At 61.0% G+C, this 22,007-nt stretch carries 19 protein-coding genes; 12 read left to right on the plus strand and 7 right to left on the minus strand.

Features of this window, described 5'->3' with window-relative positions:
• Window positions 1-3 precede the first annotated feature (3 nt).
• Window positions 4-978 (plus strand): serine/threonine protein kinase, encoded by a 975-nt coding sequence (locus ACOYXG_RS24455; RefSeq protein WP_027610685.1) that lies wholly within the window; start codon window positions 4-6, stop codon window positions 976-978.
• 193 nt (window positions 979-1,171) lie between these two features.
• Window positions 1,172-2,059 carry an EamA family transporter RarD gene (rarD, locus tag ACOYXG_RS24460; RefSeq protein ID WP_095137447.1) on the plus strand — a complete coding sequence of 296 codons (888 nt, stop codon included), beginning with the start codon at window positions 1,172-1,174 and terminating at the stop codon, window positions 2,057-2,059.
• Window positions 2,060-2,281: 222 nt separating this feature from the next.
• Here rarD and ACOYXG_RS24465 read toward each other — a convergent pair whose 3' ends face one another.
• On the minus strand, window positions 2,282-2,800 hold the full coding sequence (locus tag ACOYXG_RS24465) for a glycine cleavage system transcriptional repressor (RefSeq protein ID WP_027610683.1): 519 nt from the start codon (window positions 2,798-2,800) through the stop codon (window positions 2,282-2,284).
• Between the two features lie 636 nt (window positions 2,801-3,436).
• Between ACOYXG_RS24465 and ACOYXG_RS24470 the strand changes: the two genes are divergently transcribed.
• Entirely contained in the window at window positions 3,437-5,614 is a 2,178-nt protein-coding gene (locus ACOYXG_RS24470; protein WP_096796682.1) for a malate synthase G, read from the plus strand.
• Between the two features lie 258 nt (window positions 5,615-5,872).
• On the opposite strand, the gene ACOYXG_RS24475 is transcribed toward ACOYXG_RS24470, so the two are convergent.
• Window positions 5,873-6,319, minus strand: a complete 447-nt coding sequence (locus tag ACOYXG_RS24475; protein WP_027610681.1) for a response regulator — start codon at window positions 6,317-6,319, stop codon at window positions 5,873-5,875.
• A gap of 259 nt (window positions 6,320-6,578) precedes the next feature.
• Between ACOYXG_RS24475 and ACOYXG_RS24480 the strand changes: the two genes are divergently transcribed.
• From ACOYXG_RS24480 to ACOYXG_RS24515, 8 genes are all read left to right on the plus strand, one after another.
• The gene (locus ACOYXG_RS24480) at window positions 6,579-8,513 is read left to right on the plus strand and encodes a putative nucleotidyltransferase substrate binding domain-containing protein (protein WP_305809463.1); all 1,935 of its coding nucleotides are present in this window, start codon (window positions 6,579-6,581) and stop codon (window positions 8,511-8,513) included.
• Window positions 8,510-9,217, plus strand: coding sequence for a 3'-5' exonuclease (locus ACOYXG_RS24485; RefSeq protein WP_027610679.1), 708 nt, complete (start codon window positions 8,510-8,512; stop codon window positions 9,215-9,217). Before ACOYXG_RS24480 ends, ACOYXG_RS24485 begins: the two co-directional genes overlap by 4 nt.
• Window positions 9,218-9,424: 207 nt before the next feature.
• Window positions 9,425-9,943, plus strand: coding sequence for an RNA polymerase sigma factor (locus ACOYXG_RS24490; RefSeq protein WP_083369393.1), 519 nt, complete (start codon window positions 9,425-9,427; stop codon window positions 9,941-9,943).
• Entirely contained in the window at window positions 9,940-10,911 is a 972-nt protein-coding gene (locus ACOYXG_RS24495; protein ID WP_027610677.1) for a FecR domain-containing protein, read from the plus strand. Before ACOYXG_RS24490 ends, ACOYXG_RS24495 begins: the two co-directional genes overlap by 4 nt.
• Before the next feature lie 234 nt (window positions 10,912-11,145).
• Window positions 11,146-13,584, plus strand: a complete 2,439-nt coding sequence (locus tag ACOYXG_RS24500; RefSeq protein WP_460354443.1) for a TonB-dependent siderophore receptor — start codon at window positions 11,146-11,148, stop codon at window positions 13,582-13,584.
• Between the two features lie 74 nt (window positions 13,585-13,658).
• Entirely contained in the window at window positions 13,659-14,783 is a 1,125-nt protein-coding gene (locus ACOYXG_RS24505) for a PepSY-associated TM helix domain-containing protein (RefSeq protein WP_097089171.1), read from the plus strand.
• Window positions 14,780-14,959 carry a hypothetical protein gene (locus tag ACOYXG_RS24510; RefSeq protein ID WP_096797575.1) on the plus strand — a complete coding sequence of 60 codons (180 nt, stop codon included), beginning with the start codon at window positions 14,780-14,782 and terminating at the stop codon, window positions 14,957-14,959. The genes ACOYXG_RS24505 and ACOYXG_RS24510 overlap by 4 nt, the downstream gene beginning before the upstream one ends.
• Before the next feature lie 193 nt (window positions 14,960-15,152).
• Window positions 15,153-15,782, plus strand: coding sequence for a glutathione S-transferase (locus tag ACOYXG_RS24515; protein WP_097089082.1), 630 nt, complete (start codon window positions 15,153-15,155; stop codon window positions 15,780-15,782).
• Window positions 15,783-15,954: 172 nt separating this feature from the next.
• Here ACOYXG_RS24515 and creD read toward each other — a convergent pair whose 3' ends face one another.
• From creD to rloA2, 4 genes are all read right to left on the minus strand, one after another.
• On the minus strand, window positions 15,955-17,325 hold the full coding sequence (creD, locus tag ACOYXG_RS24520; RefSeq protein ID WP_097089078.1) for a cell envelope integrity protein CreD: 1,371 nt from the start codon (window positions 17,323-17,325) through the stop codon (window positions 15,955-15,957).
• A 203-nt stretch (window positions 17,326-17,528) separates the two neighbouring features.
• The gene (gene creC / locus ACOYXG_RS24525) at window positions 17,529-18,947 is read right to left on the minus strand and encodes a two-component system sensor histidine kinase CreC (RefSeq protein WP_460354447.1); all 1,419 of its coding nucleotides are present in this window, start codon (window positions 18,945-18,947) and stop codon (window positions 17,529-17,531) included.
• Window positions 18,947-19,627 carry a two-component system response regulator CreB gene (gene creB / locus ACOYXG_RS24530; protein WP_027610670.1) on the minus strand — a complete coding sequence of 227 codons (681 nt, stop codon included), beginning with the start codon at window positions 19,625-19,627 and terminating at the stop codon, window positions 18,947-18,949. The genes creC and creB overlap by 1 nt, the downstream gene beginning before the upstream one ends.
• Before the next feature lie 68 nt (window positions 19,628-19,695).
• Window positions 19,696-20,199: a retropepsin-like aspartic peptidase RloA2 gene (gene rloA2 / locus ACOYXG_RS24535; RefSeq protein WP_007962587.1), complete on the minus strand. Its 504-nt coding sequence runs from the start codon at window positions 20,197-20,199 to the stop codon at window positions 19,696-19,698.
• Window positions 20,200-20,509: 310 nt separating this feature from the next.
• On the opposite strand from rloA2, the gene ACOYXG_RS24540 reads away from it, so the two are divergent.
• Window positions 20,510-21,397 carry an acyltransferase gene (locus ACOYXG_RS24540; protein ID WP_115988746.1) on the plus strand — a complete coding sequence of 296 codons (888 nt, stop codon included), beginning with the start codon at window positions 20,510-20,512 and terminating at the stop codon, window positions 21,395-21,397.
• Between the two features lies 1 nt (window position 21,398).
• Here ACOYXG_RS24540 and ACOYXG_RS24545 read toward each other — a convergent pair whose 3' ends face one another.
• Window positions 21,399-21,956 (minus strand): DUF2780 domain-containing protein, encoded by a 558-nt coding sequence (locus ACOYXG_RS24545; protein WP_027610668.1) that lies wholly within the window; start codon window positions 21,954-21,956, stop codon window positions 21,399-21,401.
• Window positions 21,957-22,007: the final 51 nt, after the last annotated feature.

Raw genomic sequence — 22,007 nt, forward strand, 5'->3', positions numbered from 1 at the left:
AGCATGGCCCACCCGTTTGAAACCCTCACACCCGATCTCGTACTCGATGCCGTCGAAAGCATCGGGTTTCTCAGTGATGCGCGCATTCTGGCGCTCAACAGCTACGAGAACCGCGTCTATCAGGTCGGCATCGAAGACTCCGAACCGCTGATCGCCAAGTTCTACCGTCCGCAACGCTGGACCAACGAAGCCATTCTCGAAGAACACCAGTTCACCTTCGAACTGGCCGACGTCGAAATCCCGGTGGTGGCGCCGCTGATCCACAACGGCCAGACCCTGCACGAACACGCCGGTTTCCGTTTCACCCTGTTTCCGCGTCGCGGCGGCCGTGCGCCGGAGCCGGGCAATCTCGATCAGTTGTATCGTCTCGGCCAGTTGCTCGGGCGGATTCATGCGGTCGGCGCGACCAAGCCGTTCGAACACCGTGAAGCACTGGGCGTACAGAACTTCGGCCACGCCTCGCTGGCGACGTTGCTTGAAGGCAATTTCATCCCCAAGAGCCTGCTGCCGGCCTACGAGTCAGTGGCCCGCGACCTGCTCAAGCGGGTCGAAGACGTCTACGCCGCCACGCCGCACCAGAACATCCGCATGCATGGAGACTGTCACCCCGGCAACATGATGTGCCGCGATGAAATGTTCCACATTGTCGACCTCGACGACTGCCGCATGGGCCCGGCCGTGCAGGACATCTGGATGATGCTCGCCGGCGACCGTCAGGAATGCCTCGGCCAACTGTCGGAGCTGATGGACGGCTACAACGAATTCCATGACTTCGATCCCCGCGAACTGGCGCTGATCGAACCGCTGCGCGCCCTGCGCCTGATGCACTACAGCGCCTGGCTGGCACGACGCTGGGACGACCCGGCGTTCCCGCACAGCTTTCCTTGGTTTGGTACCGAACGGTATTGGGGCGATCAGGTGCTGGCGTTGCGTGAGCAGCTGTCGGCACTGAACGAAGAACCACTGAAACTTTTCTGATTCACCACAAACCATTGTGGGAGGGGGCTTGCTCCCGAAAGCGGTGCGTCAGGCAATTATTCTGCTACTGATACACCTCATTCGCGAGCAAGCCCCCTCCCACATTTGGCCAGTGTTCACAAATTCAAAACTCATTCGCCACCAAATCTCCTTACAATCCCTGCTTTGTCAGCTGCCTAAGCAAGGATTCTGCATGCAAGCCGCCAACCCGCGTCGCGGGTACATTCTGGGCCTGAGTGCCTACATCATCTGGGGCCTGTTCCCGATCTACTTCAAAGCCATCGCCGAAGTCCCCGCTGTCGAGATCATCATTCACCGCGTGTTGTGGTCGGCACTGTTCGGCGCACTGTTGCTGATGGTGTGGAAGCATCCGGGCTGGTTGCGCGAGTTGCTCGACAACCCCAAGCGCCTGGCGATTCTGGCCCTGAGCGGCACCCTGATCGCGGCCAACTGGCTGACCTACGTGTGGTCGGTGAACAACGGGCGCATGCTCGAAGCGAGCCTCGGTTACTACATCAACCCGCTGGTGAACGTGCTGTTGGGGATGCTGATTCTCGGCGAACGCCTGCGGCGCATGCAGTGGATTGCGGTGGGGCTGGCCGCCGTTGGCGTGGCACAGCAGGTGTGGCAGGTCGGCAGTCTGCCGTGGGTGTCGCTGGTGCTGGCGCTGACCTTCGGTTTTTACGGCTTGATCCGCAAACAGGCGCCGGTCAAGGCCTTGCCGGGGCTGGTGGTGGAAACCTGGATGCTGGTGCCGATCGCCGTGGCCTGGCTGCTGTTCAACCAGACCGCCACCAGCGCACAACCCGAGTTCTGGACCACCTCCCAAGCCTGGTGGCTGGTGGCGGCGGGTCCTGTGACGCTCATCCCGCTGGTGTGTTTCAACGCTGCCACCCGTCATCTGCCCTACACCACCATCGGTTTCCTCCAGTACACCGCGCCAACCCTGGTCCTGTTGCAGGCTGTGTTGCTGTTTGGTGAACACCTGTCGTCGAGCACGCTGATCGCGTTCATCTTCATCTGGGCCGGTCTGGCCGTTTACAGCGTCGATGCAGTGATCAGTTTGCGCCGGCGCAGCTGATCAAAAAACGCACAAAGCTTCGCAGGCCACGGTTCTCGTGGCCTGCAACGTTCCTTCCCAAGGTTATCCACAGCGTGATCCCCGCCGTTTGTGCGCAAGTCACTGAATGTTGGCGATTTTTTGATCAGCTCGCTACAGGCCACGGCCGACGTGGCGCTGCGCCCGGTCTCTACAGGTTATCCACAGGCAGGTGCACGTTAAAACTGGATAACCCGGCGCCGGTTAAACGTCTGTGCGTAACACCAGTTCGACCATCAGATCATCGGCCAGAGTTTCCAGGCGCGATTGCAGCACATCCAGCGACAGGGTCAGCGGCACCGCCAGAATCGCTTCGGCGTGAAACAACGGCTCGCTGCTCATCGGTGCCGGGCGCACTTCGGTCACCAGCCGTTCGAGGTTCACCCCCTGCTCGCTGAGCAACCGGGTGATGTCGCGCACGATGCCCGGTCGGTCATTGCCGACCAACTCCATGGCGATCGGTTTCCAGGTGCAGGACTGCTCGATACTGCTTTCGGCAATCAGTACGCGAATGCCTTGGGCCGACAGTGCTTGTAAGGAATCGACTAATTCGTCGTAAGCCTCCGCCGGTACGCCCACCCGCAGAATCCCGGCGAACTGCCCGGCCATCCGTGACATGCGGCTTTCCAGCCAGTTGCCGCCGTGCTCGGCGATGCATTGGGCGATGCGCTCGACCTGCCCCGGCTTGTCCGGAGCAAACACAGTGAGTACGAGATGGTCCATGGCGCCGCCCTCTTGTCATGACTTTTGTTATAGAAAGGCAAGTATAGGCAAGGGTTTGATTCAGCCCAGGCAGCAAACCTGTGTCCTGGTTTTGGATGCAACCTGTGGCGAGGGGATTTATCCCCGATCGGTTGCGCAGCAGCCGTAAACCCTGTCAGCTCGGTCTACCTGTCAGCGCGCAGGGGGCGGCTTCGCCACCCATCCGGGATAAATCCCCTCGCCACAGAGTGTGCACCGCAGGGGAATGCCATAGCAGGCAGAAAGGATTTATGTGTACAACTTTTTATATTTAGCTGGAACAATCCGATGGTTTTTTGAGAACATCCCGTTCCGCGACGTGACCGCAATGCGTCATGAGGTCGCAGAACGACGTTATTAGTCTGATTTTCACAAGCGCAACGCATCATGTAGTATGCCTCGGCGCGCACTACATAACGCTGGATCGATGTCTGCCCAAGGCATGTTCGCAACCCTGAAAGCCCCGTCAGCAAGGCCCCCAAGCCGTTGATTGGTCCCAGCCCAGCCGCCAGCAATGGCATGTACTGGTCGGAAGGTTTGTGGTTTAAATGGCCAGAGGCTTCATTGTCAAAATTGAAGAGCTGAAAAGCGAAATAGCTGAGCAGAGTGAGGCAAGCAATGACTGAACACGTTCAAGTCGGTGGCCTGCAGGTCGCCAAAGTCCTGTTCGACTTCGTGAACAACGAAGCCATTCCCGGTACCGGCCTCACCGCCGAAAAATTCTGGGAAGGTGCCGACAAGGTCATTCATGACCTGGCGCCGAAGAACAAAGCCCTACTCGCCAAACGCGATGACTTCCAGGCTCGCCTTGATGCCTGGCACCAGGAACATGCCGGCCAGGCGCACGACGCCGTGGCTTACAAAGCCTTCCTGCAAGAAATCGGTTATCTGCTGCCAGAAGCGGCTGATTTCCAGGCAACGACGCAAAATGTCGATGATGAAATCGCCCGTACCGCCGGCCCGCAACTCGTGGTTCCGGTGATGAACGCCCGCTTCGCCCTCAACGCTTCGAACGCGCGCTGGGGTTCGCTGTACGACGCCCTTTACGGCACCGACGCGATCAGCGAAGACGGTGGCGCGGAAAAAGGCAAAGGCTACAACAAGGTGCGTGGCGACAAAGTCATCGCCTTCGCACGTGCGTTCCTCGACGAAGCGGCGCCATTGGCTGCCGGCTCCCACGTCGACTCCACCGGTTACAAGATCGCTGACGGCAAACTGCTGGTCTCCCTCAAGGGCGGTAGCAACACCGGCCTGCGTGACGATGCACAGCTGATCGGCTTCCAGGGTCCGGCAGACGCGCCGATCGCGATCCTGCTGAAGAACCACGGCCTGCATTTCGAAATCCAGATCGACGCCAGCACCCCGGTCGGCCAGACCGATGCCGCCGGCGTCAAAGACATCCTGATGGAAGCGGCACTGACCACCATCATGGACTGCGAAGACTCCGTGGCTGCCGTCGATGCCGACGACAAAGTGGTGATCTACCGCAACTGGCTCGGCCTGATGAAGGGCGACCTGTCCGAAGAAGTCGCCAAGGGCGGCCAGACCTTCACCCGCACCATGAACCCGGATCGCACCTACACCAAGGTCGATGGCAGTGAACTGACCCTGCACGGTCGCTCGCTGCTGTTCGTGCGTAACGTCGGTCACCTGATGACCATCGACGCGATCCTCGACAAACACGGCAATGAAGTGCCGGAAGGCATTCTCGACGGTCTGGTGACGTGCCTCGCGGCGATGCACAACCTCAACGGCAACACCTCGCGCAAGAACACCCGCACCGGCTCGGTCTACATCGTCAAACCGAAGATGCACGGCCCGGAAGAAGCGGCGTTCACCAACGAGTTGTTCGGTCGCATCGAAGATGTGCTGGGCCTCAAGCGCAACACCCTGAAAGTCGGGATCATGGACGAGGAGCGCCGCACCACGGTCAACCTCAAAGCCTGCATCAAGGCTGCCAGCGAGCGCGTGGTGTTCATCAACACCGGTTTCCTCGACCGTACCGGCGACGAAATCCACACCTCCATGGAAGCTGGCCCGATGGTGCGCAAGGCCGACATGAAGGCCGAGAAGTGGATCGGCGCCTACGAGAACTGGAACGTCGATATCGGTCTGAGCACCGGCCTGCAAGGTCGTGCACAAATCGGTAAAGGCATGTGGGCGATGCCCGACCTGATGGCGGCGATGCTCGAACAGAAAATCGCGCACCCGCTGGCCGGTGCCAACACCGCCTGGGTACCGTCGCCGACCGCCGCTGCGCTGCACGCGCTGCACTACCACAAGGTCGACGTGTTCGCCCGTCAGGCCGAACTGGCCAAGCGTGCCCGTGCTTCGGTAGACGACATCCTGACCATTCCGCTGGCGGTCAACCCGAGCTGGACCCCGGAGCAGATCAAGAACGAACTGGACAACAACGCCCAGGGCATTCTCGGTTACGTGGTGCGCTGGATCGACCAGGGCGTGGGTTGCTCCAAGGTGCCGGACATCAATGACGTCGGCCTGATGGAAGACCGTGCAACGCTGCGCATCTCCAGCCAGCACATCGCCAACTGGCTGCGCCACGGTATCGTCACCGAAGCGCAAGTGATGGAAAGCCTCAAGCGCATGGCGCCAGTGGTTGACCGTCAGAACGCCAACGACCCGCTGTACCGTCCGCTGGCACCGAACTTCGACAGCAACATCGCCTTCCAGGCGGCGGTCGAACTGGTGATCGAAGGCACCAAACAGCCGAACGGCTACACCGAGCCGGTACTGCACCGTCGTCGTCGCGAGTTCAAGAAGGCCAACGGCCTGTAAGTTTGCGCTGATGTGAAAAAGCCCTGATCGAGAGATCAGGGCTTTTTTGTTTGTGCGGTTTGGGAGGTGATTTGTGGAGGACTTTAGACCGGTCCCCCTCACCCCAGCCCTCTCCCCCAAGGGGTAGAGGGGGAAAGGGAGTCGATCTTTTTGCATTTCAAAACCGGAGTTCGACTGAGGAATTTCAAGTCGGTGTACCTCGAATATTCAACTCGGTCAGTCCCTTCTCCCCTTAGGAGAGGGTTAGGGTGAGGGCTCTTAGGGTTCTATGCCCAATTCGTGTTTGACCAGGCCCAGCAGCTTCACCGTATCAATCGGCTTGAGCAGAAAATCCACCACGCTCAAATGCATCGCCGCGATGGCGTCCTTCACATCGGCATCGCCGGAAACAATGATGATCGGCAACGCCGCCCGCACCGATTCGCGTACCTGGCGGATCAAGTCCAGGCCATCGACGTTGCCCATGCGCAGATCCGTGATCACCAGGCCAATCGAGGGTTTTTCCGCGAGCATCTTCAGTGCGGCTTCACCGCTGGCCGCAGTCATGCAACGAATACCGTCCAACGCGAGAATCTCCGACAACAGCTCCCGGGCGTCCTTGTCGTCATCGACGATCAGTACACGTTGCGGCGGCAAGTCGGGTTCGAGCATTACAGCGCTGAGCGCTTCACGCTCGGCGTCGCTCAAAATATCGTGGTCGGACATGGCATTCTCTACGTTTTCAATTCAGTCACCTGGCACAGTCGTCAGACATCGCTAAGCAGAGCTTCAATGTGCACTTCGTCGGATTTTTTTCCAAGTGGCTGGCGGAGGAATTTCCGACTGTTTTTGTAGGGCACTTCCTAAATGTGCCGAGCGGCAGCCCAAACCTAGACTTACGTCCAATGGGCACCCCGCGCGCAGGGGCCGACCATGGCTGCAACGATCCGACAACAACAATTCGAAAAAGACTGCGGTAATGGTTATGAGTAAAGCGGACGCCTTCACCCAGGCAGGGAAAACCGCGGTGTTGCAGAACATTCAGGGCACTCTGCAATTCCTCCAGCGCTTCCCGCCCTTCAATCAGATGGAACACGCCCACCTGGCTTTTCTGGTGGAACAATGTCAGCTGCGCTTCTATGGCCAGGGCGAAAGCATCATCAAGCCCGCCGACGGGCCGGTCGAATATTTCTACATCGTCAAACAGGGCCGAGTGGTCGGCGAACGCCAGCACATCACCCGGCCCGGCACCGAAACCACCTTCGAGATCACCACCGGCGAATGCTTCCCGCTGGCCGCGCTGATTGGCGAACGGGCGACCCGCACCGAACATCTGGCCAGCGAAGACACCTTCTGCCTGCAGCTGAACAAACCGGCGTTCATCAAACTGTTCGCCCTGTCCAACAGCTTCCGCGATTTCGCTTTGCGCGGGGTCAGCAGCCTGCTCGATCAGGTCAACCAGCAAGTCCAGCAGAAAGCCGTGGAAACCCTCGGCACCCAGTATTCGCTGAACACCCGCCTCGGCGAATTGGCGATGCGCCATCCGGTGACTTGCAGCCCCGACACGCCGTTGCGCGAAGCGGTGAAGCTGATGCACGAGCAACAGGTCGGCAGCATCGTCGCGGTGGATGAGCACAAGGCGCCGCTGGGGATTTTCACCCTGCGTGACCTGCGCGAAGTGGTCGCCAATGGCAGCGGTGATTTCAGCGAAACCATCGAGCGGCACATGACCTGTTCGCCGTTCTTTCTGTCGCCCGATCACAGCGCTTTCGACGCGGCGATTGCCATGACCGAACGGCACATCGCCCACGTTTGTCTGGTCAAGGATCAGCGTCTGTGTGGCGTGGTCTCCGAGCGTGATCTGTTCTCGCTGCAACGGGTCGACCTGGTGCATCTGGCCCGGACCATCCGCAGTGCCCAGCGCCTCGAACAAATGGTGAGCCTGCGCGGCGAGATCGGCCAACTGGTCGAACGCATGCTTGCCCACGGTGCGTCTTCGACGCAGATCACCCACATCATCACCCTGCTCAACGACCACACCGTGTGCCGGGTGATCGAGCTGACCCTCGCCGAAAAAGGCGACCCCGGCGTACCGTTCAGCTGGCTGTGTTTCGGCAGCGAGGGCCGGCGCGAACAGACGCTGCACACCGATCAGGACAACGGCATTCTGTTCGAAGCGCGGGACGCGGCGCATGCGGCGGAGATTCGCGGCAAGCTGCTGCCGATCGCCCAGCAGATCAACCAGAGCCTGGCGCAGTGCGGCTTCAGCCTGTGCAAGGGCAACATCATGGCCGGCAACCCTGAGCTGTGCCTGTCCAGAGCAGAATGGGCGCGGCGCTTTGCAGCATTTATCCGCGAGGCGACGCCGGAGAACCTGCTCGGTTCGAGTATCTATTTCGACCTGCGGGTGGTCTGGGGCGACGAAAAAGGCTGCGCGCAACTACGCCGAGGGATTCTCGATCAGGTCGGCGACAACCGTTTGTTCCAGCGCATGCTGGCCGAGAACGCGCTGCGCAATCGTCCGCCCGTGGGGCGTTTCCGCGAATTTGTGCTGGCACGCAAGAACGGCGAGAAAGCCACCCTTGATCTCAAAGTCCAGGGCCTGACGCCCTTCGTCGACGGCGCACGCCTGTTGGCGCTGGCGCATGGCATCGAAACCAACAACACTCTGGAGCGCTTGCGTCAGCTGGTCGAAAAAGAAGTCATCGAACGGCTCGATGGCGCGGCATATGAAGAGGCCTACCACTTCATCCAGCAGACGCGCATGCAGCAGCACCAGATCCAGACCCGTGAGAATCTGCCTTGGTCGAACCGGGTCGATCCCGACAGCCTCAATCATCTGGATCGGCGCATTCTGCGTGAATCCCTGCGCCAGGCCCAGCGTCTGCAAAGCAGCCTGGCTCTGCGGTATCAGCTGTGAGCCTGTTCTCGTGGCTGCGGCCGGCCAGCCCTTTGCTGTCGGCAGACCTGCAACAACGTCTGGCACAACTGCCAACCATCGGCGAACTGAAAGAATGCAGCCTGCGCGAACAGCGCTGGGTGGTGCTCGATCTGGAAACCACCGGGCTGAACCTGAACAAGGATCGCGTGCTGTCGATCGGCGCGGTGGTGATCGAAGACGGCGCAATCGACTTCAGTCAGCAGTTCGAGCGCACCCTGCAATGTCGGGAGCTGAAGCTCAGCCCCAGCGTGTTGATTCATGGCCTGGGGCCGAATGCGATTGCCGCCGGCAGCGACCCGGCCGAGGCGTTGCTGGAGTTCATGGAGTTCATCGGCGACAGCCCGGTGCTGGCGTTTCATGCGCCCTTCGATCAACACATGCTCGGACGCGCATTGAAGGAACACCTGGGTTACAGGCTGCAGAATGTGTTTCTGGATGTCGCGCACATGGCGCCATTGTTGTGCCCACAGGCGAACATTCGCGAGGCCGGCCTGGATGAATGGATCGACTGGTTCAAGCTTGAGGTGTTCGAGCGGCACAACGCGAGTGCCGATGCGCTGGCCACGGCGGAACTGGCGTTGATCCTGTTCAGCCGGGCGCGGCAGCAGCAGATTCATAGTCCGTTGAACCTGCAACAGCGCTTGAGTCAGTGGAAACGCCGTCAGCAGGCGCCTTCCTTCTAGATCTTCGGTGCCGGTACTGGCCTCTTCGCGAGCAAGCCCGCTCCCACACTGGCATGCATTCCCCCTGTGGGAGCGGGCTTGCTCGCGAAGAACGATGATGCGGTCTTACTGATACCACCCGACCAGTGGCCAATTGCTAACCATTCCCACCTCTGCGAGAATCGCGAACAATTCTCGTTGGTTAACACTTCCCAATCGGTGCGTCTGGTGTCGTCAGTCCCAAGCCCTCACAGTGAACTCGTCGGTGCGTTGTATCGCGACCATCGCGGTTGGCTGCTGAGCTGGTTGCGGCGCAACGTGGCGTGCCCGCAGCGGGCCGAAGACCTGAGCCAGGACACCTTCGTACGGCTGCTCGGTCGCGATGAATTGCTGACGCCGCGCGAACCGCGGGCGTTTCTGGTGGCGATCGCCAAGGGCCTGCTGTTCGACTACTTCCGCCGCGCCGCGCTGGAACAGGCATACCTCACTGAATTGATGCTGATCCCCGAAGGCGAACAACCTTCGGTGGAAGAACAGCAACTGATCCTCGAAGACCTCAAGGCCATCGACCGCCTGCTCGGCAAACTGTCGACCAAGGCCCGCGCCGCTTTCCTGTATAACCGCCTCGACGGCCTCGGCCACGCCGAAATCGCCGAGAAGCTTGGCGTCTCGGTGCCGCGTGTGCGGCAGTACCTCGCGCAAGGCATTCGCCAGTGCTACATCGCCCTGTACGGTGAGCCGACATGAACCCGGCCAGTTCCAAACCGGTCTCGGCTCAGGTGCTGGACGCGGCGATTGCCTGGCAGTTGTCACTGGATTCCGGCAGTCCGCTGGAGCGCGAGGAGTTCGCCAAGTGGCACGCGGCCCATGAAGAACACGCCCGCGCCTGGCGCCAGCTGGGCATGCTCGATCAGCGCTTCAGCGTCGCCAACGGCCCGGCCCGCGCGGCCTTGCTGCAATCGCGCGAAGGCATTCGACGCCGTGTGCGCAAGCTCGGCAGCGGATTGGCCAGCGTGGTGGCGCTCGTCGGTCTGGCGTTGTTTGCCGGTGATCGCTACTTGCCGCTGGATTACTGGCTCGCCGATCAACGCACCGCCACCGGCGAGCAGCGTACGGTGCGCCTGGCCGATGGCACCGTGCTCAACCTCAACACCCACAGCGCGGTGGATGTGCGTTTCGATGCCAGGCAGCGGCTGATCGTGTTGCAGGCAGGCGAGATCATGGTCGAGACCGGCCATGGCGATGCGCGGCCGTTCATTGTCGAAACCCGCGAAGGCAGCATGCGCGCGTTGGGCACGCGGTTTCTGGTCAAGCGTGAAGACCAAGGCACACGCTTGAGCGTGTTGCAGTCGGCGGTGGCGGCGCATCCGCAAAGTCATCCTGAAGAGCAGATCCTGCGCGAAGGCCAGCAAGTGCTGATCCGCAATGACGGCCTCGACACGGTCGCCGCGCTCACGCCCGGCGCCGATGCCTGGACCCGCGGCATGCTGGTGGTGGACAACGCGCGACTGGAAGACCTGGTGCATGAACTGGGTCGTTATCGCCGAGGGCATCTGGGCGTCGCGCCGGAAGTCGCTGACCTGCGCATCACCGGCAGTTTCCCGCTGCACGACACCGACAAGGCCTTGAGTGCGCTGCTGCCGACCCTGCCGGTGCAGATCGAGCGGCATACACCGTATTGGGTCACGGTGGCGAAGGCTGATACCAAGCCTTAAAAAATTCGTTGTCAGGGAAATAGCTATCGCGAGCAGGCTCACTCCTACAGTAGGAATGCGTTCCCCCTGTAGGAGTGAGCCTGCTCGCGATAGGGCCATCCGCCACACTCGAAAATCCCGAAGCGGCCGCTCCCTTCCAAGTTAATCGAAATTATTTTCATCCAGCCCTATCACTTTTCAATTCTCGTCCGGCACTCAGGCAATTGAGAAATATTTCCATTCAGGAGCCTTCGCATGTCCCGTTCGCTAGACACCTTGTTGCGCCCCAGTCTGTTGGCCATCGCCATTGCCCTCAGCGCGCCGCTGCTCAGCAGCCCGTTGCTCGCTGCTGAACAGGCCTCCAGCGTGCGTGCCTACAACCTGCCAGCGGCGCCGCTGTCGACCACGCTGAACCAGATCGCCAGCCAGGGCGGCCTCGCGTTGTCGCTGAATCCGTCGCTGGCCGCCGGCAAGACCTCTGCGCCGGTCAGCGGTCAGTACGACGCCGCCGGTGCTCTGCGCGCGGCGCTGCAAGGCACCGGTCTGCAACTGGAACAAAGCAGTACCGGCACCTACACCCTGGTTGCCGTGCCGGAAGGGACATTGGCGCTGCCGGAAACCGCAGTGATCGGCGTGGAAAATCTGGAAACCGCCTGGGGCCCGGTCGAAGGCTACACCGCCACCCGCACCGCCGCCGGCACCAAGACCGACACCGCGCTGGTCGAAGCACCGCGCTCGATCTCGGTCGCCACCCGTCAGCAAATGGACGACCGCAGCGTGCACAGCCTCGATGACGCCGTGCGCTACATGCCGGGCATCACCGCCAGCAGCTACGGCAGCGACACCCGTATCGACTGGCTGCGGGTGCGCGGTTTCGAGCCGACCCAGTTCCTCGACGGCCTGCCGCTGCCCAAGGGTGTATACGCCAACCCAAAACCTGAAACCTGGAACCTCGACCGCCTCGCGCTGCTGCGCGGCCCGGCCTCTTCCGTCTACGGCCAGACGCCGCCGGGCGGTCTGCTGGACATGGTCAGCCGGCGCCCGAGCGCGGAAGCCAGCAGCGAAATCCAGTTGCAGTACGGCAGCGACAACCATCGTCAGATCAACTTCGCCAGCACCGGCAAGATCGACGACGCCGGGCAGTTTCTCTACGGCATCAGCGGTGTAGTGCGCGACAGCGACACGCAGATCGATCACATCGAGAACAAGCGCTACAACATCGCGCCGAGCCTGACCTGGAACATCGATGACGACACCAAATTCACCCTGCTGACCCAGTTCACCCGCGACGATACCGGTGTCACCAGCCAGTTCTACCCGATTCAGGGCACCAAGATCGACATGCCGTTCGGCAAGATTTCCCATCACAAGAACCTCGGTGATCCGGACTACGACTTCTACGACCGCACCTACTACGCGCTCGGTTATGCCTTCGAGCATCGCCTCAACGACGTCTGGCAGTTCAAGCAGAACCTGCGATACACCAAGTCGGACCTGTCGTTCCAGACCGTGACCGTCAACAGTTACAACACGGAGTACGCCGGGTATACGGTTGACGACCAGGGCAATGTCGGGCGCGGCACCACCAACGTTGATGAAGACATCAGCCAGTTCGCCGTGGACAACAACTTCCAGGCCGACTTCGCCACCGGCGACATCCGCCATACGCTGTTGCTTGGTCTGGATCACCAGCGCAGCAACACCAATTACACGTCGATCTTCGGCACCGCGCCGGACATTAACGTCAACAACCCGATCTACGGTCAGCCGATCACCCGTCCAGCACGTTCTTCGGCGTTCTATGACTATGAACAGAAGACCTACCAGACCGGCCTGTACGTGCAGGACCAGATGGCCCTCGACCAGTGGCGCCTGACCCTCGGCGGGCGTGAAGACTGGGTGCACACCGGCACGCAGTTCATCAACAAGGGCGACGCCACCAACACCCAGCGCGACAAGGCGTTCAGCGGCAACGCGGCGCTCAGCTACGTGTTCGACTCGGGCTTCGTGCCGTACCTGTCGTACGCCGAATCCTTCCAGCCAACCAGCGGCGCCGATGCCACCTCCACCGGTTCGCTCAAGCCGACCGAAGGCAAGCAATGGGAACTGGGCATCAAGTACCAGCCGCCGGGCAGCAAGACTCTGCTGAGCGCTGCGGTGTATGACCTGACTCAGAAGAACGTCGCGGTCAACAGCATCGTCAACAACGTGACCATCACCAGCCAGACCGGTGAGGTGAAAGTCAAAGGCCTGGAGCTGGAAGCGGTTTCGGACGTCACCGATAACCTGAAAGTCATCGCCGCCTACACCCTGGCCAAATCCGAAGTGCAGAAAGGCGTGGACAAGGGCAATCGCCTGCAACTGATGCCTAACCAGCAAGCTTCGCTGTGGACCGACTACACCTGGCACAGCGGCGTACTCGACGGTTTCGGCATCGGCGGTGGCGTGCGTTACACCGGCAACACTTACGGCGACAAGGCCAACACCTGGCTGGGCAAGGCGGACGCCTACACCGTGTTCGACGCCTCGGTGCATTACGACCTCGGTCGCCTGGACAACAGCCTCAAAGGTGCGTCGCTGGCAATTAACGCCACCAACCTGTTCGACAAGGACTACATCTCCACCTGCGACGGCTACTACTGCTACTACGGTGACCAGCGCAGCGTCATCGCCAGCGCCACTTACAAGTGGTAAGCGCGTGAGCTGAACCAGGTTCTGTCACCAGGCCGTCCCCCGTGGACGGCTTCGGTGTTTTTGAAGGTCATGAAATGAAAAGTAAAACAATTCGCCGCTGGTCGTTCATCCACACCTGGACCAGCCTGATCTGCACCGTGTTTCTGCTGCTGTTGGCATTGACCGGTCTGCCGCTGATCTTTCATCACGAAATCGAGCACCTGCTCGGCGATGCACCGCAAGTGCGCGAAATGCCCGCCGACACGCCGCGCCTGAACCTGGCGCAACTGGTCGAGGCCGCAGAAAAACATCGCCCAGGTGAAGTGGTGCAGTACTTCGGTTTCGAAGACGACGAACCGAACGCCGTGCTGACGATCATGGCGAAAACCGCCGGCACCGAACCGAACTCGTCGCACACCTTCATGCTCGATGCGCGCACCGGTGAAGCGTTGGAAACCCCGTCGGCCAATGGCGGGCTGATGCTGTTCATCTTGCGCCTGCACGTCGACATGTTTGCCGGGCTGCCGGGCAAGTTGCTGCTGGCGTTCATGGGTCTGCTGTTCGTGGTCGCGATCATCTCGGGTACGGTGCTCTACCTGCCGTTCATGCGCCGCTTGCAGTTCGGCACCGTGCGTCAGGACAAGTCCACCCGCCTGCGCTGGCTCGACCTGCACAACCTGATCGGCGTCGTCACCCTGACCTGGGCGCTGGTGGTCGGTGTCACCGGCGTGATCAGCGCCTGCGCCGATCTGCTCATTGCCGCGTGGCGCAATGACACGCTGACCGCCATGGTCGCGCCCTATCGCGATGTCCCGCCGCTGACCCGCCTGGCCCCGGCCACCCGCCTGCTCGACATCGCCCGCGACGTGGCGCCGGGGATGAACCCGGACTTCATCGCCTTCCCTGGCACGCGGTTTTCCAGTGAGCATCACTACGCAGTGTTCATGAAGGGCGGCACGCATCTGACCTCGCACCTGCTGACGCCGGTGCTGATCGACGCCAGCACCCTGCAAGTCACCGCTGTGGCCGAGCGCCCGTGGTACATGGACGCCATGGGCATGTCGCAGCCGCTACACTTCGGCGACTACGGCGGCATGCCGATGAAGATCCTCTGGGCGACCCTCGACGTGCTGACCATCATTGTCCTCGGCAGCGGCGTGTACCTGTGGGTGGTACGGCGTAAAGCGGCGAAACCACTGCCAGCGGAGGCTGTTGCATGAAGCCGCGTCAGACCAATTTCTGGAAGGTCTTCAGCACCCCGCTGGTGATTGCGCTGCTGAGTGCGGCGGGATTGTTTTCGGCGCTGTTGGGGGACGGGATCTGGGATGCGTTGAGCTGGGTCGGGTTGGGTGTTCCGGCATTTCTGGCGATCAAGGGATTGCTGCGACGCGGGTGATTTCCGTGTCGCCTGACAAGGCCTCTTCGCGAGCAAGCCCGCTCCCACAGGGGATTTGTGAACGAAACAGATCCAATGTGGGAGCGGGCTTGCTCGCGAAGGCGGCCTGATGAACACCACCAAATCCCTCGCCAGCCGCTCTGTATCTGACTAGGCTAATCTCCTGCTCTTCGATGACCACCGAGGTTTGCCAATGTCCGCCCCCAGCATGACCCTGTTCCACAACACGCTTTCCCCGTTCGTGCGCAAAGTGATGGTGCTGTTGCACGAGACCGGTCAGCAGGATCGCGTCGCCCTGCAAGACTGCGTCCTCACGCCGGTCAGCCCGGACACCGCGCTCAACGCCGACAACCCGCTGGGCAAGATCCCGGCGCTGCGTCTGGCGGACGGTAACGTGATCCATGACAGCCGCGTGATCCTCGAATACCTCGACCAGCAACACGTCGGCAATCCGCTGATCCCCCGCGAAGGCGCGGTCCGTTGGCGGCGCCTGACCCTGGCCTCGCTGGCCGACGGGATCATGGATGCCTCGGTGATGGTGCGTTACGAACTGGTGTTGCGTGCCCCGGAAAAGCACTGGGACGAATGGCTCGACGCCCAGCGCGAGAAAATCCGCCGCGCCCTGGCCTATCTGGAAAGTGACGCCATCGCCGAGCTGACCAGCCACTTCGACGTGGCCGCCATCAGCGTCGCTTGCGCACTGGGCTACATCGATCTGCGTCATCCGGATCTGGACTGGCGCAGCGCCAATCCGCAACTGGCCAACTGGTATTTCGAGGTGAGCCAGCGACCGTCCATGGTCGCCACCATGCCCAAGCCTTAAGGCTGCGGCGCCTGACCCGGCCCCTTCGCGAGCAGGCTCGCTCCCACATTGGAATGCGTACTCCTGTGGGAGCGACCCTGCTCGCGAAGGCACCAACTCGCATCCACAGGCAGAAACCCGACAATCCGCGTCACCAACTCTTCCTTCCAGCGCTGATCCTCCCGCAACCCGCTCATTGCATCGCCCCCACATCAAACGCCAGCGGCTTGGCCGGTTTCTGCCCGATCCCGTACCAGTCGAGTTTGCGCGTCAGCACCATGAACACCCCGAGCAGGCCGAACAACAGCAGCGAGCCCATCAGCAGCGCGTAATCCTCGGCGCTCAGCAGGCCATACAGCAGGCCATACAACGCCGCCAATCCCGCGGAGAAACTCAGACCGTGACGCACGCTGTGCAGCACGTGGCAAACATAAAACCCGATCAACAGCACACAGCCACTGGCCGACAGCAGATACGCCAGGGCAAAGCCGATGTGCTCCGACAACGACAGCAGTAACAGATAGAAGAACGCCAGCGCCACCCCGACCAACGCATATTGCACCGGGTGTACTGCCAGACTCTTGAGCACTTCAAACAGGAAGAAACCGGCGAACGTCAGGACGATGAACAACAGCGCATATTTGATCGCCCGATCACTCTTCAGGTACTGATCCACCGGATCGATGAAACTCACACCAAAACTGCGCCCGTTGAACGCCTCGCAGTCATTGCCCATCACGCACCGGCTCATGGCTTCTTGCAGGTTGGTGGAGAAAAATGTGGTCTGCCAATCGGCGCTGAAACCCTGATCGCTGATCTCGCGTTTGCCCGGCAGGAAGTTGCCAACAAAACTGGGGTGCGGCCAGTTGGCGGCAAGGCTGACGTGACTGCTTTTGCCCACCGGCAACACCTGCAGCGAACCGGTGCCTTGCAGGCGCAGGTCGAAACCGAAAGTCAGTTCCGTGGCGTTGCGGGTATCCAGCGCCGGCAACGTCACCCGCACGCCTTCGCCGAGCCAGCCGACCTGGGTGCCGGGTACGAAGTCCAGGCGTTGACCGTCGAGTTCCAGTTTCAGGGCGTTTTCAATACCGCGAATGTCACTGATGCCCACCGCCAGAAACGGCGCATCGAACTGGTAATCGGCAAAGTCTTCCTTGATCCCCAATTGCGCCGGCAACGAGAAATGCCCATTGATGCGATTGTCGGCATGGAACAGTCGCGCTTCGTAGATACCGCGATTGCGCAGCTCGGTCTGCACCTGGCCGTCGAGCTCGAAGCGCTCCGGGAGAAAGTACAGCCGACCGCGTTCTTCACTTGGCTCGTCGTAGCGCTGGTTGGTTTTGTCGTTGAGCTTCCAGTTGTGAATCACTTTGCGATACGGCACTACCATCACCGGCCCGCTCAGTTGCTGGCTGTAGCTGGAGCTGCGAGCGATGTCTTCGAGCACGCCGTCGCGCAGTTGCTGGCGATCATCGATGATGCCGTCGATCATCAGCAGCGGTATCAGCAACAGCAGGATCAGCAGGGCAATCGCCCCGAGCTTTATGGTCAGATTCTTGTTCATGGGACTCTCCCTGTTTGGATGGGCAGAGTCTGCTGTTGATGTATGAGGGGAATGTGGGGGGAATATGGAGATTGTGTGGAGACTGCACCGGCCCCTTCGCGAGCAAGCCCGCTCCCACAGTTGATCTTTGGTGTGACAGAGACCTGTGTTTCAACACCCCCCCCTGTGGGAGCGGGCTTGCTCGCGAAGGCAGCGACTCGGTTTCAGGACAAGCGCAATGTCACTTCCACACCGCTCTCGACGTTGCGGATATGCATCGACCCACCATGCAACTTCACCACTTCCTCAACAAAGTTCAGCCCCAGTCCAGTGCTCTTGCGCCCAGTGTCCGGGCGCGGCAGCGAGTAAAACCGTTCACTCAAGCGCGGCAAGGCATACTCGGGAATCGCCGCTGCTTCGTTGAACAAGCGCAACTCGACCTGCTCCCCCACGCGCTCGGCACTGAAGCGCAGCAGCCCGGCGACCGGGGTGAAATCCAGCGCATTCTCCAGCAGATTGCCCAACGCCTGACGCAACAGAAACGGCTCGCCGATCAGCAGCAGATCTGGCGCAATCGTCTGCTCGACCGTGAGCCGCCGGCCTTCGATGCGCGCTGCCTGCGCCCGCAACAATTCATCAACCAATGCCGCCAGCGGCACCGCCACGCGCTCCTCAAGACCCTGCCGCTGTTCCACCTGAGCCAGATTCAACAGCCGCTCGATCAACTGCTGCATCCGTGCGCTTTCGCTGTCGATGTTGCCGACAAAGCGCAGGCGCTGAATCGCTGGCATCTCATCCTGCAGCAATTCCGCAGCACCGCGAATCGCCGCCAGCGGACTCTTCAATTCATGGGTCAGGGTGTGCACGTAGCGTTCGACGTAAGCCTTGCCTTCGAGCTGGGTGCGCATCTGCTCCACCGCTGTGGCCAGTTGCTTCAGTTCGCCGCCACGGTAATGCGGTACTTCCACTCGCCGGCCTTCGCTCACCGCCTGCGCATACCCGGTCAAACGGTGCAGCGCGCGGCTCAGCCACCACGACAGCAAAGCGCCGAACAGCAGACCGAGGCCGATCAGCCCGGCACCGTAAAACAGCAAGCGCCGCTCGGTACGATCAACATAAGGCTGCAATGAGCTGTTGGGTTTGGCCACGGTAACCACGCCGATGATCCGGCCGTTGTCGCGGATCGGCGCACCGACGTGCATCACCGAGGAGTTCGCATCATTCGGATCGCTGCGGCTCGAACGAGCGCCGTACTCACCACGCAAAGTCAGGTACACGTCGTTCCAGCGCGAGTAATCCTGACCGACCGCCACGCCGCTGGAATCCAGCACCACGATGCCTTTGGCGTCGGTGACGTAGATGCGGTGGTTGACCTGGTTTTTCGGCAAACCCCAAATCGTCGCCTGTGGTTGGCGCTCGCCGTAGGCCCGCAACAATTCGGGCCAGCGGTTCTCGCTGAGCGTGCCGGCCTTGAAATCATCACGGAGAATTTCCGCCATCAGGTTGGCGGTGTCGACCAGGGTTTCTTCGGTGGACTGGCGCACGCCCGGGCGGATTTCTTCCATCACCGTGTTGAGCACGAAGTAACCGGTCAGGCCAACAAACAGCACATACACCAGAAAAATCCGCAGCCCCAACGACATCAGCTGTGCCCCGGGCTGTAGCTGTAACCGAGGCCGCGGTGGGTCTGGATCGGCTCGGCATCGGCCCGCACCAGGCGCAATTTGGCGCGCACGCTTTTGATGTGGCTGTCGATGCTGCGCTCGTAGCCGGCGTCCGCCGCCACGCCCAGCGCATCGAGCAATTGCTCGCGGCTGAACACCCGCTGCGGTTGTTCGAGCAGGCATTGCAACAGACGAAACTCATGACGGGTCAGGCTCAACGGCTGTCCCCGATAGACGATCTGCACACGCTCGGCATCGATGCGAAACAGCGTCGAGGACGCTTCAACCGCAGGACGCGGCGCCATGCGCTTGAGAATCGCCCGTACCCGTGCGGCGACTTCCCGTGGGCTGAACGGCTTGACCACGTAATCGTCGGCGCCGATCTCCAGCCCCACCACCCGATCGATCTCGGCGTCCCGGGCACTGAGAAACAGCACCGGCACTTCACTGAAGCGCCGCAGCTGTTTGCAGGTTTCGAAACCGCTGATGTCCGGCAGGCCGATATCGAGAATGATCAAGTCAGCCGGGGTCTGCCGTTGAAACTCCAGCGCCGCCGCGCCGAGGCTCAGCCACGTGGTGGCGAACCCCTCGCCCTGCAGGGCAAAAATCAGCGTGTCGGCAATCGCCGCTTCGTCTTCGACAATCAGGATATGAGGCATGGCGTCCGAGCCCATGGGTTAAGTGCGCGAACGGTGCCCCAAGCCTGACGTTACGTCAATGAGACCACTTAGCAGTCCGGCTTGTCGGCGGTGAAACGCCGCGCCGGGTTCACTGCCGCGCCGAACTCGCGCAGGGCCTTGGCACCGATCAGCAGCGGGTAGTTGAAGTTGCTGCGGTCGGTCAGGTTGACCTCAACGGTGCGCTTGACGTTGCCCAGGCACAATTCCAGATCAACCACCGGGCGCTTGGCGACTTCGGTGCTGTCGCCCTCGTCCTCTTCATCCGAGCGGCTCTTGATCTTGCTGATCCGCGCGACCTTGTGTTCGTAGACCTTGTTGCTGGCATCCTTGGTGCCGAGGCGGAAACGCACCCAGTTTTCGCCATCGCGGGTGAAGGTCTCGATGTCCTTGGCCGACAGCGAGGCGGTCAGCGCGCCGGTGTCCATCTTGGCCTTGAGCACCTCACCACCGATTTCCGGCAGCGCGATGTATTCGTAACGCCCGTACAGGGTCGGCTCGGCGGCCATGACCGGCAGGGCGACGAGGGCAAACAGTGCAAGGAGGGATTTCACGTAGAGGGCTTCCTTGGAAAATGAGGGCGTCAGACGCGAGATTTTAGACAGCGGACGGGCAATTGGTTCGCCTCAAGTCAGCCTTCGCGAGCAGGCTCGCTCCCACATTGGATCTTCTGTGTGCATGCAATCTTGCGCACCGCATAAATCTCCTGTGGGAGCGAGCCTGCTCGCGAAGAGGCCAGCCCATTCAAAATGAATCTTGAGCAAAGCATACCGGCCCAAAAGTGAAACATTCGTCACCATCGATTTGGCCTGTCACCCGAAGCCACTTATCATGGCGCGCCCATCCGCCTTCATAGAGTTGCTTATGCGCCGCCTGCTCACCGGCTGTTTCGTCACCCTGCTGCTGTTGCTCAACACCCTGATCCTGATCGGGCCGTTGCTGGTCTTTGCCCTGCTCAAACTGATTGCGCCCGGGCGCTGGCGCGATTACGCCTCGTGGGCGGTGATGTGGATTGCCGAGACCTGGGCCGAAATCGACAAGCTGATCTTTCGCCTGTGCATTCCCACCCAATGGGATATTCGCGGCGGCGCAGACCTGCGTGGTGACACCTCGTACCTGGTGGTCAGCAACCACCAGTCGTGGGTCGACATTCCGGCGCTGATCCAGACCCTCAACCGGCGCACGCCGTTCTTCAAGTTCTTCCTCAAGAAAGAGCTGATCTGGGTACCGTTCCTCGGTCTGGCGTGGTGGGCGCTGGATTACCCGTTCATGAAGCGCTACAGCAAGGCGTTCCTCGCCAAGCACCCGGAGTTGGCGGGCAAGGATCTGGAAATCACCAAGCAGGCCTGCGAGCTGTTCAAACGCCAGCCGGTGACGGTGGTGAATTATCTGGAAGGCACCCGCTACACCGCGGCGAAAAGTGCGCAGCAGCAGTCACCGTTCAGACACCTGCTCAAACCCAAGGCCGGTGGCGTGGCGTTTGTGCTGGCGGCGATGGGGGAGCAGCTGGATGCATTGCTCGACGTGACCGTGGTTTATCCACAGGAGAACATTCCGGGGTTCTGGGATCTGATCAGCGGCAGCGTGCCGCGCGTCATCGTCGACATCCAGACCCGCGAACTAGACCCGGCGTTGTCGCAGGGCGATTACGAAAACGATCCACTGTTTCGTCAGCAGGTCCAGAACTGGGTCAACCAGCTCTGGACCGAGAAGGATCAGCGCATTAGCGAATTGCGCGGCGAGCGCAGCTGAATCAGCTACCGGTGCCGGCGCCCCAGATGCTGCCGAGACTCTGCAGAATCGGGCCGCCGACGCCTTGGTCACCCAGATACTTGAGCAGCACCGGGGCAAATTGGCCGACCATGCCGCTGTCCATGCCCAAGGCCCCGAAGGCGTTGTTCAGGTCGTTGGTGTCCTTGACGTTGCCCAGCGCGTTTTCCAGCCCGGCCGACTTGCCCGACGAACCCAGCAAACCACTCAACGCCGCCAGGTTGCCGCTGCCGCCCGACAGTTTGTCGATGCCCGGCACTTCTTTGGCCAACTGCGAATAATCGGTGCTGCTCAACTGATTCTTGGCCAGGCCGAGCATGGCGCTGGTGCCACCGACGGCTTGCTGAGGCGTAACACCGAGACCGGTAACGGCTTGCAGCAAACCGGCGGTTTCCGAGGTCGGCGCGGCGGCGGTGGCAGCGTTGCCACCCTGCATGCTTGCAGCCGCTTTTGTCACATCGTCCAGACTGAAGCCGGCAAACACCGGGCTCGCTGCAAGGGTCATCAGTGAAGCCAAGGCAATACCGCGTGAAATCTTCATTCAGACATCCTCTTGCGCTGTGGTAACCGCCCTTCAATGAGCGGCAAAACT

The sequence above is a fragment of the Pseudomonas sp. G3-39 genome (assembly GCF_054790485.1).